The organism is Pseudomonas sp. CH235, from assembly GCF_004368175.1.
Classification (GTDB): Bacteria; Pseudomonadota; Gammaproteobacteria; order Pseudomonadales; family Pseudomonadaceae; genus Aquipseudomonas; species Aquipseudomonas paraglycinae.
The window spans coordinates 1-12,866 of the sequence record NZ_RRZJ01000012.1 but is presented as its reverse complement, the minus strand read 5'-3'; the positions used below and the strand labels follow the sequence as shown (position 1 = coordinate 12,866).

Sequence of the window (12,866 nt, the reverse complement as noted above, 5' to 3'; positions counted from 1 at the left end):
GCCTGAAAGCTCTGTAAATACGGGGCCTCGCCATTGCGCCGGAGTTCTGGACACAGAAAAAAAGGGCCATCGACAGGTGTGTCGACGGCCCTTTTCAGATGGCGCTCGATTTACATCGAACTCAACGATTGAGGAACGCCAGCAGGTCTTCGTTCAGTGCCTGCGCATGGGTCACGGCAAAACCGTGCGGCGCACCGGCATAAACCTTGAGCTCGGCACCCTTGATTTGTTCGGCGGCGCGTTTGCCGGTGGTTTCGAATGGCACGATGACGTCGCCGTCACCATGGATTACCAGAGTCGGTACATCGATTTTCGCCATGTCAGGGCGGAAATCGGTTTCCGAGAACGCGGTGACGCAGTCCACGGTGCCTTTCAAGGAAGCCAGCAGGGCGATGTTCAGGGTTTGTGTCAGCACGCCGTCCGAGACTTTCTGACCTTTATCGAGGCCATAGAACGGAGTGTTGAAGTCAGCGATGAACTGCGCGCGATCCTTCAAAAGCCCCGCCTTGATCCCGTCGAATACCGACGTGTCCACGCCCTCTGCGAAGTCCGGTTTCTTGCCGAACAGCGGTGTCACCGCGCCTAGCAACACCAGTCCGGCAACGCGCTCGCTGCCGTGGCGTGCGATGTAGCGGCTGACATCGCCGCCGCCCATGGAGAAGCCGACCAGGGTCACGTCACGCAGGTCGAGGTGCTCGATCAACTGCGCGATGTCATCGGCGAAGGTGTCGTAGTCGTAGCCGGTCCACGGCTGCTCGGAGCGCCCGAAACCACGACGGTCGAAGGCGATGGTGCGGTAGCCGCGGCTGCTCAGGTATTCCATCTGGTATTCCCACATGTCGGCGTCCAGCGGCCAGCCGTGACTGAACAGCACGGGCTTGCCGCTGCCCCAGTCCTTGAAATAGATCTCGGTGCCGTCTTGGGTCGTGAACGTGCTCATGAAAACTCCTTGGGTGAGGGCCTGCGTGGATGCCGTGATGGCAGCGTTCACTATCGCGACAAAGGGCATTGGCCACTTGTACGCAGGTGCTAAGTTTCGAGCCGCACGCGTTAACGGTTTGGCGGCATGAGTTGTAAGATGCAACCGCATCGAACCTGCCGTTTTGCCGGAGACACCCGAAATGAAGCGCAAAAGCCTTGCGGGCAATGCCTGCCCGATCGCCCGGACACTCGACCTGATCGGTGACTGGTGGTCGTTGCTGATCATCCGCGATGCGCTGGAAGGTATTAGTCGTTTCAGCGATTTCGAGAAGAGCCTGGAAATCGCCAAGAACATGTTGAGCACCCGGCTCAAAGGTCTGGTGGAGCGCGACATCCTGCGCCTGGTGCCGGCCTCCGATGGCAGCGCTTACAAGGAATATGTGCTGACCGAAAAGGGTCGGGCGTTGCAAACCGTGATCGTTGCGTTGTCGCAGTGGGGTGGGGAGTTCATGTTCGAGCCTGGCGAGCCGGGGTCGGTGATGGTGGATGCGCAGAAGCGTCAGCCGATCAGGAAGCTTCAGTTGCTGTCGGCCGATGGTCGGGTGCTGGCGCCGGAAGATGTGGCGACGAAACTGGCGGTTGAGCATTGAGATGATGTGATTCACCGATTCCGGAAGACTTTTACTGATGCCGCTGGTCGGCAATACATATTTAGTAATGACAAAAATTGACGTCAGAATAGTGGCTCATTACTATCGCGCCACTATTCTGATATCAGTTTCCGTCTCGAGGGATCGAACATGTCCTCACCCGCCCTCGTGGCGAGGTTGTGCCTGGCTTTGCTATGCCTTTCTCCACTCCAAACCGCACTTGCAGCACCCACCCCCGGTGAAACCGACCTGATCCGCGAACGCCAGAATCGTTTGCTCGAAGAGCAGCAGCGGCGGCTCGAAGAGCTCAAGGATCTGCCCGGTGAAGAGGCCAAGCCGGCGCAGCCGGAAGCCCCCGCCGACACACGTTGCTTTCAGATCAACGACATCGAGCTCAAAGGCGCCGACAGCCTGTCGGAGAACGACAAGAGCCGTTTGCTCAAGCCCTACATCGGCCAGTGTCTCGGTGTGCCTCAGCTGAATGAAGTGCTGAAGGTCATCACCGATCACTACATCGAGAAGGGTTGGGTGACCAGCCGTGCTTATCTGCCACAGCAGGATCTGTCCGGCGGGCACCTGAAAGTGCTGGTGGTCGAAGGCAAACTCGAGGGCTTGAAAGGCGCCGACAACAGCAAGCTCTCTGAGCGTGAGTTGTCGATGGCGTTTCCCGGCAAGGCCGGTGAGCTGGTGAACCTGCGCGAGATCGAGCAAATGGTCGATCAGCTCAATCGCCTCCCTTCCAACCAGGCCAAGATGGAGCTGTCGCCAGGCAAGAACGTCGGCGGCAGTGAGGTGCTGGTCACCAACACCCCGCAGAAACCATGGCGCGCCGGACTGTCGCGCAGCAACGATGGCCAGCGCAGCACGGGTGAGCAGCAATGGGGCACGACATTCGACTGGGACAGCCCGCTGGGTCTGGCTGATCAGTTGAGTCTGCGCGGCGGTCACGATGCGATGACCGATCACCAGCACACCTCCAACAACGCCATGCTCAACTACAACCTGCCGTGGGGCTGGTGGAACTTCAGCTACACCTACAGCCAGAGTGAGTACCGCTCGCAAATCGCGGCCAACGGCTACAACTTCAAGCAGACCGGCGACAGCGAAAACCATCAGCTGCGCGCAGAGCGGGTGATCCACCGCGACTCGGTCAGCAAGACCTCCCTCAACGCCGGCCTGTCGTATCTGCGCACCAACAACTTCATTGAAGACAGCAAGCTCAAGCTGAGCAGCAACCGTATCAGCGAAGCACAGTTCGGCTTCAACCACGGGCGGCGGATCGGCAGCGCCTTCGTCAACTTCGACGCCGGCATGCAGGAAGGCATCGGTGCATTCGACGCTCAGGGTAGCCACGATCCAGGTCCCGGCGAGCCGGATGCGCGTTACCGCAAATACACCGCAACCCTGAGCTATCTGCAGCCATTCAAAGTGTGGGGCGAGTCCTTCACCTTCAGCAGCCTGATGACCGGCCAGCGCAGTGAAGACGTGTTGTTCAGCCCGCAACGTACCAGCCTCGGCGGGTCGTCTTCGATCCGTGGCTACAAGGATCAATCGCTGTCTGGTGACAGCGGTGGCTACTGGCGCAATGACCTGCGCTGGTCGCGCCCGATCAACGCCGAATGGCTGCGCCCGGTGTTCGCCGAATACGGCACCAGCCTCGGTTACGATCAGGGCGTGATCCGTGGTGACCGCTACAACGGTGACCAGCATGGGCGCATGTCGAGCAACTCGCTGGAACTGTTTGCCCGGGGCGAACACGTTGCGGCCAGCGTGACCTTTGCCCACTCCCTGGAACGCCCTGACGTGCTGACCGAGCGCGAAGCGCCGATCTATTTCCGCGTGGATTTCTTCCTCTAGTTTTTGCCCTTTCCGAGATTCTGCTATGGACTTCCGCCAACTGGCTTTTCTGGCCAGTCAGCCTTCTGCTGCCGTAAAAAACCGCGAACGCTTCTGGGGCATGCCCAAACGCGGACTGGCGTTCCTGCTGGCCAACGTCATGTTCTGGCAGCCGATGTGGGCGCAGGCAGACGGAATCGTGGTCAGTGCGCCCGGCACCACGCTCGACCGGGCAGGCAATGGCGTGCCGATCATCAACATCGCCACGCCCAACGGTGCGGGTCTTTCGCACAACCAGTTCCACGATTACAACGTGGATGCTCAAGGCGTCATCCTCAACAACGCTACGAGCCGCACGCAGCTGACGCAGATTGGCGGAATCATTCTCGGCAACCCGAACCTGCGCGGTGCGGCGGCGCAAACCATCCTTAACGAAGTCAACGGTGGCAGTCCGAGTCAACTGCGCGGTTACACCGAAGTGGCGGGGCAGTCGGCGCGGGTGATCGTGGCCAACCCGTATGGCATCAGTTGCAACGGCTGCGGCTTCATCAACACCCCGCGTGTGACATTGACCACCGGCAAACCTGTGCTCGATGGCGCGGGTCGACTGGACCGTTTTCAAGTCGATCAGGGCAGCGTCTCCATCGATGGCAAAGGTCTGGATGCCAGCGCTGTCGACAGCTTTGAAATCCTCACCCGCAGTGCACAGATCAACGCGCAGATCCACGCCAAACGCCTGAACATCACCACCGGTCGCAACGATGTAAACGCCGAAACGCTCAACGCCACCGCGCGTGCCGATGACGGCAGCGCCAGACCGCAACTGGCGATCGACTCTTCGGCGCTGGGTGGGATGTACGCCGGGGCGATCAAACTGGTGGGCACCGAGGCCGGTGTCGGCGTGAAACTGGCAGGCGAACTGGCGGCCAGCGCCGGGGATATCCAGATCGACGCCAATGGCCAACTGACGTTGGCGAAGGCCACGGCCAGCAATGCGGTCGACATCAAGGCCAACAGTCTTGAGGCGCAGCAGGCCGTTTACGCGGGCACGCAATTGACCGTGCAAACCGCTAAGGATCTGGTCAACCAGCAAAGCCTTGCCGCCAGGGACAGCGTTCGCCTGACCAACGGCGGCACATTGACCAACGCCGGCGTGATTGAAGCCGGAGTGAATGCGGATAACAGCCGTAACAGCAATGGCGATGTTTCCATCAACAGCGGCTCGGTGAGCAACCGTGGCAGCGTATTGGCCAGTCGCTCGCTGAGCGCAAGTGCCGCAGGTGTGCTCGATAACCAGAACGGTATCGTCCAGGCCAAAGACGTCGCGCTAAGCGCCACTCGGTTGCTCAACCAAGGGGCTGACGCCCGGATTTACGGCGAGACCAGCCTGGCCTTCAACGTCCCGGCATTCGTCAACCTCAGTGGTCTGATCCGCTTCGCCGACGGCCAGGCGGCAACGCTCTCCGTCGACAGTCTGGACAACCGCAAAGGTCGTATCGAAATCGCCGGCGGCAGTCTGAAACTCAATGCGCGGGCGCTGCAAAACGATGACGGCAAAATCATCGCCGGACGTCTGGATATCGATACCCGGCTACTCGACAACGCTGGCGGCCTGATTGCTGCCAGCCAGGGCGAAACCAAGGTCGTCGCCCACGAACGTCTGAACAATGGCAAAGGCAAGATCCAGGCAAAGACCGACCTCGTTGTGTCGGGCGCCGAGTTGCTCAATCAGGGCGGCACATTGGCCGCCGATTCGATTCGGATCACCGGCACCCGACTGGATAACAGCAGCAAGGGTGTCATCAGTGCCGAAAACGGCAATCTTGATCTGGCACTGGATCAGGGCTTCGATAACCACGCTGGCAAGCTTCAAGCCTCGGATCGATTGAGCGTCGCTGCCCAGAGCATAGACAACCGTAATGCCAGCCTGACCGGCAAATCCCTTGAGGTCACCAGTCGCGGCAAGCTCGACAACTCCCAAGGCACGATTTCATCCGATGACAGCGTGCTGGCCAGCGAAGACCTGGACAACACTCAGGGCCTGATTCAGGGCAACACGACACTGAACCTGACCGCACGCGATCTGGACAACACCAACGGCCAACTGCTCGGCGGTGTTGTCGATGCGACGCTGGACAATCTCACCAGCAATGACAAAGGCGCGATCAGTGCCGAGACCGGCAAGCTCACGCTGGTCGTCAACCAGCACCTGAACAATGCCTTGGGTCGACTGCAAGCCAGCCAGGGTGACGTGGATGTTCACGCCGGCAGTATCGACAACCGTAAAGGTGTGGTGGCCGCGCAACAGCTGCTGTTGGTCGCCCGCGACGGTCATATCGACAACCGTGGCGGACGGGGCATTGGCGATCGCCTCAACCTGCAAGCCGGCAGCCTCGATAACGGCGAGGGCGGTTTGCTGGCCGCTGGTGCTGACGGGGCCCGGTTGATTCTCAAGCAAACCGTCGCCGGTCAGTCGCAACTGCTCAATCAAAAAGGCCGGATCCAGAGCGATGCCGACCTGTACATCGAAAGCGATACGGTCGACAACAGTGCCGGTGTGTTGCTGGGCAAAACCATCGAAGTCAACGCCACGCAGCTGAACAACAGCGACAAGGGCGGCATCGTCGGCACGGGCGGCGACATTGCGCTGAAAATTGCCGGTGTCTTCAAAAACGTCACGGGCGTGGTCGACGCCGCTGAGCAACACCTGCTGCTCGAACAACTGGTCGAACTCGACAATCGCGGCGGCACATTGCGCGGCCAGCGTCTGGATATCACCAGTACGTCCATCGACAACCGTGATGCGGGCCAGATTGTTGCCGGTAGTGATGGTCTGAAAATCGTCGGCAGTACCGTACTGAATCAGCAGGGTGCGATCCTCGCCAATGGCAGCCACGCAGAACTCGCGCTGGGCACCGGCAACCTGCAAAACCAGGGTGGCACGCTACAGGCTGACACGCTCGACATCACCAGTGCCGACCTCGACAACAGCGTGGTCAACGGCAAGGCCGGTTTGATCTCCAGCCTGCTGGGCGATTTGCAGCTGACCGTGACACGCCTGATCAACCATGGCGGCAAGCTCTTCGGCAAAGGTCAGGTCACTTTCGATGGCACCCGTCTGGATAACGCGGGTGGTGAGATCAGCGGCAATCGGCTGGGTCTCGAAGCGGTCGGCCAGATTCTCAATCAGGGCGGACTGATCGAGTCGGCGGCGGATCTGCAACTGAGCGGCGTCCAGCTGGACAACAGCGCTGGCGGGCAGATTCGTGCCCTGGGCGGCACCTCCAGCAAGATCAAACTGAACGGCAACCTGAATAACCAGAACGGCGTCATCGAGATTGGCAGTCAGGATCTGGAACTCGCCGGCACCCAGCTCAACAACCTCAGCGGCAGCGTGCGTCACGCCGCGCAAGGGTTGTTTGACCTGGATCTGAATAACCTGACCGGCACGCAGGGCAGCCTCACCGGTCTGGGCAAAGGCGTCTGGGATGTCGCGGCGGTTAATGGTGTGGGCACCTGGCAACTCAATGGTGGGCTGACTTACACCAGTTCGCAGGATTTGAACCTTAATGTCGGGGATCGCATCGCCAGTGCTTCGGCGCTGAACCTGAATGTCGCCAATCTGAATAACGCCGGGCAACTGCTCAGCGATGGCGATCTGACGCTGACCCTTGGCGGTAACCTGATCAACAGCGGTCGAGTGTCGGCTCAGCAGAAACTCACCATCAACGCCAGCGACGTGATTCAACAGGACGGGCGGCTGGTCAGCGGTGGCGAAACCGTGATGACCTTGCGCGGCACGCTGGACAACCTCGGTCGGCTGATCGCCAACCAGAACCTTACGGTGACGGCTGCCCGGATCGACAACAAAGGCACCCTGGGCGCCCAGGGCAATCTGGAATTCAACGCCGCCAACGGCATCTCCAACGGAGCCGATACGCTGCTGTTCAGCGGCGGCACGATGAAGTTGCATGGCAACAGCCTGAACAACTATTACGGCGATATCTACAGCCGGGGCAATCTCACGGTCGACGCCGTGGGTGGTGGTCGTGCTGCGTTGTTCAGCAACTTGTCGGGGACGGTCGAGGGCGAGGGGGATATCGACATCAATGCGATGTCGGTGGAAAACGCCAAGTCGGTTTTCGAAATGTCGCAGGGCGGCAGTTCCGGCTCCATCAGATGGATTTGCGGGCAGCATTGCGGTGGCCACGATGGCTGGAAAAAAGGCACGATCATTATTGATCGGACCTATAACGATGTGGTTCTCAAAGACTCGACCGCATCACGCTTCGTCGCGGGCAAAAACCTGACGATTCATGCCGGCAATGTCGAAAACCGCTACAGCATGATGGCTGCGAACGGCAGCCTAACGGTAACCGCCGACCGCTTGTTAAACCTCGGCGCGGAATCGCGCTCCGGCACTTCGACAGAATCGATTGGCACGCCTGGCAGGATCGACAATAGTCTGTGGGATCGGATGGAGTTCATCGAAGTCCCGGCGTTCAACGCGCAGACGCAGCAGGGGAATTTCGATGAGGCACGCTTCAACGAGTTGGTCGCCGTTACCAATGACAGTCGCTTCGCTCACCCTGAGAACGTACAAATAAAGTGGTCTCCCAATGGCAACACCTTGTATCCGGCCACCCTGCAGGCGGGAGGAACGGTAAGCCTCAACGTCACTGACTCCATCCAGAACGGCAAGCTCTACAACAATACTTACGATCAGCTCACCGGAAATCTGGACAGCGAAAAAGCCACCGGTGTGGGTGTCGTCGACATCAATCTGGGCAAGCGCAGCAGCGCCGCCAGCGTTCAGGTCGCCAAGGACGTCACTCGCATCGAAAAGGTGGATGCGGACGGCGTGAAGCAGATCAGCTTCGTCCCGGTTGATTTCCGTGGAGTACCGTTTGCTGCAGTAGATCCAACCGCGTCTTCGACATTCAGGCTTCCGAAAGGCCCTTACGGCATGTTCGTGCAGAGCCCGAATCCGCAGAGCCGCTACCTGATCGAAACCAATCCGGAGCTGACTCAGACCGCGCCATTCATGAGCTCGGACTACCTGCTGGGCAAACTTAATTTCAACGCCGATGAGGCCGCTCGCCGCCTCGGCGACGGTCGCTACGAATCGCGTTTGATCAGCGATGCAGTGTTGGCTCAGACCGGCCAGCGCTTTCTGGCCGGTGGCTTGAACAACGATTACGAGCAATTCCGTTACCTGATGGACAACGCGCTCGCCAGCAAAAACGAGCTGAATCTGACGGTGGGTGTCACCCTGACGTCGGAGCAGGTGGCGGCGCTGACGCATGACATCGTTTGGATGGAAGAGCGCGTCGTCGATGGTCAAAAAGTACTGGTGCCAGTGCTGTACCTGGCTCAGGCCGAGTCGCGCAACGTGCGCGGCGGCAGCCTGATTCAGGGGCGTGATCTGGAAATGATCGCCGGCAACGACCTGGTCAACGTCGGCACTCTGCGGGCCACCAACAACCTCACGGCAGACGTCAAAGGCAGCCTTTATAACGGTGGTCTGGTCGAGGCTAACGAACGCCTGAGCCTGATGGCCACCGACAGCATCCGCAATGCGCTGGCCGGTGATATTCGCGGTAATCAGGTCAGCCTGAGCACCCTCAAGGGTGACATCGTCAACGACCGGACCGCCGTGACTTACAGCCCGGGGCAGGGGTTGCGCACGTCACTTGACGACGGCGGCAACATCAGCGCCCGCGATACGTTGAGCATCAAGTCCGGCCGTGACTTGACCAACTCCGGCACGATCAACAGCGGCGCCGATGCAGACCTGAGCGCGACCCGCGACATCAACTTACTGGCGGTTCAGAACGTCAACGAGATCCACACAATCGAGAACGGCGGACATCGCTCGACCGTCACCACAACCGTGGAAAACCTCGCGTCCAGCGTGAAAAGTGGCGGCAACCTGAAGCTTGACGCCGGTCGCGACATCAACGTCCTCGCCAGTACGGCACAAGCCAAAGGCGATCTGCTTGCCGACGCGAAACAAGACTTGAACATGGCTTCGGCGAGCGACGAACACAATGTCGAAACCAACAGCAAAAGTGGCAAGAAACGCGTCCACGAAGAAGACAATCACACCGTCCAGAAGGCCGCTGAGTTCATCGCCGGTGGCGACGTCAAAACCAACTCCGGCCGCGATACCACATTGGTGGCGAGCAAGATCAGCGCGGGCAATGAAGCCTATGTGTATGCGGGTAATGACCTGAGTCTGCTGGCAGCGCAGAACAAGGATTACACCCTGTACGACATGAAGGAGAAGGGTGGTTTCGGCGCCAAGAAAATGCAGCGCGACGAAGTTACCCAGATCACTCATGTGGGGAGCGAGATCAAGACCGGGGGCAATCTCACGCTGGTTAGCGAGGGGGATCAGCGCTATCAGGTGGCGAAGCTTGAAAGTGGCAATGACATCACGCTGGACAGTGGTGGGGCGATTGTTTTTGAAGGGGTGAAGGATTCTCACGACGAGAGCCATACCAAAAGCGATGGAGATGCTTTTTGGACTTCGTCAAAAGGCCGGGGCAATAACGATGAAACGCTGCGTCAGAGTCATCTGATCGCATCTGGAAAGCTTACGATCAAAGCTGTAGACGGGCTGAAGATCGATATCAAACATGTCGATCAGCAAAGCGTGCACCAAGCCATTGACGCAATGGTCGAGGCCGATCCTCAACTTGCCTGGCTCAAGCAGGCAGAAGCGCGAGGAGACATCGACTGGAGGCAAGTCAAGGAAATCCACGAGTCGTTCAAATATCAAAACTCGGGCCTTGGGCCAGCTTCGCAACTGATCATTGCAATCGTGATGGCAGCAGTTATCGGTCCGATGTCGAGCATGATTCTGCAATCCGTTGCGGTTACCGCAGCGACAAAGGCCGCCGTCAGCACCATCGACAACCGAGGCAATCTGGGCAAGATTGCAAAGGACGTTACCTCCAAGGAAGCGCTTAAAAGCTATGTCGTGGCGGCAGCAACCGCGGGCGTTACCCAAAGCCTCAACTACGACCCAGGCGCAATTGGACTGAATCCCGAGAGCTTGAAGATTGTGGCGATCAAGGTGAGTTCGGATGCCTTGATCAAAACCGCTGTTTACGGCGGCAGCCTGAAAGACAATTTTGCGAGTTCTGCAGTGGGCACCGCTGCGGCCATCGGTGGCGCCTATGGGGCCGGGAAAATCGGTGATCTTTCCCTGAAAGACGGGAGCGTTGGGAAAATCCTCCTGCACGCCGGATTGGGCGGGTTGCTGGCTGAGGCCACGGGCGGTGACTTCCGTACGGGTGCCATCGCGGGGGGCGCCAACGAAGTGTTGATCGGTCTTCTTGGAGAGAGGCTCCTTCCTAAAAATCTCGTAAAAGGAAGCGCCGAATACGCTCAGGCTCAGGCGAACCTGCTCGCACTCTCGCAGGTCGTGGGTGTGTTGGGAGCGGCAGCTTCCGATGGCGATCTGGGCGTCGCAGCGACGGTGGCGGCAAACGCAACGCAATACAACTTCCTTGGGAAGCACGACAAGGCGGAACGTGATAACGCACGTGAGGAGTTCAAGGAAACAGGAGCAATAGATCCTGCTAAGCGGCTGGTGCGACTGGAGGGTGCGGATCACCGAAGTGATGATCTGCTCGCCAAGTTCCGCCTGGACAGAAATTCTCTGACACCACAGGAGCGCACGGAGTTAGCAGCTTACCTCCAAGTGTACGCCGCCCAAGAGTTGGAAAACTCGACGGTGGCAGAGGTCAATGCCCGGGTCAGCAAGCTAATCAGCAATGGCCCCGAGAACCCGGAGCTGTACCGTTACGCCGGAACCACCGAAGCCAAAAATGCTTTTGCCGATGCTCAGCGTGCCATTGCAGGTGGATGGTTCGATCAATTGGTCTGGACTCGGACAAAAACTGAAAACGAACTGATCTTCAGGGACGCTCAAGGTTATTTACGCATCAATAACGAACTGCAGGGTTTGTCGAATCTTGGAAATCCGGCAATTTATGGACTGACCGGTCCATTGGGCTCCAGCATACGTATGGCGGCAGCGGCCAATGGTTTACTCCAAATAGGTGTAGGAACAAACCAGGCGTTCAACGGCGATCTTTGGAACGCAGCTGGAAATATTGTCATTGGGGCTTTGGGGGTTGCCAGTGCGGGACTTCCTGGTACCAAACTGCCTAACAACGCAACAACGGGGTTAATCTCCGAAACGGGTCAATACACACGACCTACCGAGGCAGTAGGCTTATTTGATCGAACAGTGTTACACGCTCCTGCAAATGATAAGTTTTATGAGCGGGCGACCCAAGAATTACTGGATGCTATCAATGCGATTCCTAGCAATACCCAAGCATCTAAAGTGGCAACTATGATTAGTGCCTATGATCCTGTATCAGGGAAGATTGCGGTAGGGAGCAGTAATGGCAATATTAGAGCTGATATGTTGGATGTGCGAACCGTTAACTATATAGAAACACAACTTGGTGTGAAGGTCGGTGAGATCACAAACCTCTGCCGCAATGCTGCTGGTGCCTGTGCTGAAGTCTCGGCGGTTGACAAATTAGTTAGGATGGGTGTCAATCCTGCTGAAGTGAAATTTACCAGTGCTCTGCGCCCCCGTATTGTTAGAGATGAGGGCGGGATTACGAAAAATGCTATAATTGACACCTGTGCGAACTGCAGTGTTACCTGGCCGGAGGGAAAGTGATGTCGCTGAATAAAGACTGGCAGCCTAGTTTTGGAGAAATAATAACTTGGTTCGCCATGGATAGAAATGGGTTGATAGCAGTTATGGTCAATAACTGTTTTGGTCGCCTGCCTTCTGCATTGTTGGAAGTTCCAGACTTGGAGGCAAAGCTGGATAGCATAAACGAGTTTATGTGGGAGGAGTCGTCAGACTTTTTTGATTATCCGAAAAATAAAGTAGGCCGTACTTTGTTGGATATGTACTCATTTCGCAGATATCGTAATGCCCGTTCGCGCATAGATGTGGAATTAATAGTTTCAGAGAGGTCGGGATTTGATAAAAAGCTTTCAGAGTATTCAATTCCGTCAATTAAGGGGTTTTACATTTACCATGCAGTTGAAAGCTCTGCTCCTGGTGAGGACTATCCGGTCGGATACGAAGGAGAGACAGTTGTTGGGGATTATTTTCGGTTTTTAGTACCAACTGTACATGGGGGAATCGAAGATTTTCCCGAGGATTTGAGGTCATTAGTTTTAGTCTCGGATAAGCTGGATTTTACCTCGGATCAGATTGTCGCGAGCGATTCGATTGACTTGTTGTTTTAAAAGAAGAAAGAAGAAGGGGGGGCGGATTTATTTATTTTAATAAATCTGAGAATCATCTGGCCGGCCTCCCCACCTCACGGAGGTGGCGCAAAATTCAAGGTGCGAACTTAGTCTTTTGCGTAGGAGGCCGTGATGAAATTCTGTGGCATAGACCTGCATTCGAAC

5 protein-coding genes are annotated in these 12,866 nt (G+C 57.5%); 4 read left to right on the top strand and 1 reads right to left on the bottom strand.

The genetic code is table 11. The annotated features are described in order from the left end of the window. Positions 1-121 precede the first annotated feature (121 nt). The gene (locus tag EIY71_RS14600; protein WP_134022098.1) at positions 122-940 is read right to left on the bottom strand and encodes an alpha/beta fold hydrolase; all 819 of its coding nucleotides are present in this window, start codon (positions 938-940) and stop codon (positions 122-124) included. Positions 941-1,121: 181 nt separating this feature from the next. Here EIY71_RS14600 and EIY71_RS14595 point away from each other — a divergent pair, with 181 nt between their 5' ends. The 4 genes from EIY71_RS14595 (at position 1,122) to EIY71_RS14580 (ending at position 12,701) form a co-directional block, all read left to right on the top strand. Continuing rightward, positions 1,122-1,571 carry a helix-turn-helix domain-containing protein gene (locus EIY71_RS14595; RefSeq protein ID WP_085746213.1) on the top strand — a complete coding sequence of 150 codons (450 nt, stop codon included), beginning with the start codon at positions 1,122-1,124 and terminating at the stop codon, positions 1,569-1,571. Between the two features lie 150 nt (positions 1,572-1,721). Then, a complete protein-coding gene (locus EIY71_RS14590) occupies positions 1,722-3,428 on the top strand; it encodes a ShlB/FhaC/HecB family hemolysin secretion/activation protein (protein WP_134022096.1) in 1,707 nt (568 codons plus the stop codon). A gap of 25 nt (positions 3,429-3,453) precedes the next feature. Next, positions 3,454-12,117, top strand: a complete 8,664-nt coding sequence (locus EIY71_RS14585; RefSeq protein WP_372239288.1) for a DUF637 domain-containing protein — start codon at positions 3,454-3,456, stop codon at positions 12,115-12,117. Continuing rightward, positions 12,117-12,701 carry a hypothetical protein gene (locus EIY71_RS14580; RefSeq protein WP_039766929.1) on the top strand — a complete coding sequence of 195 codons (585 nt, stop codon included), beginning with the start codon at positions 12,117-12,119 and terminating at the stop codon, positions 12,699-12,701. The genes EIY71_RS14585 and EIY71_RS14580 overlap by 1 nt, the downstream gene beginning before the upstream one ends. Positions 12,702-12,866 lie beyond the last annotated feature (165 nt).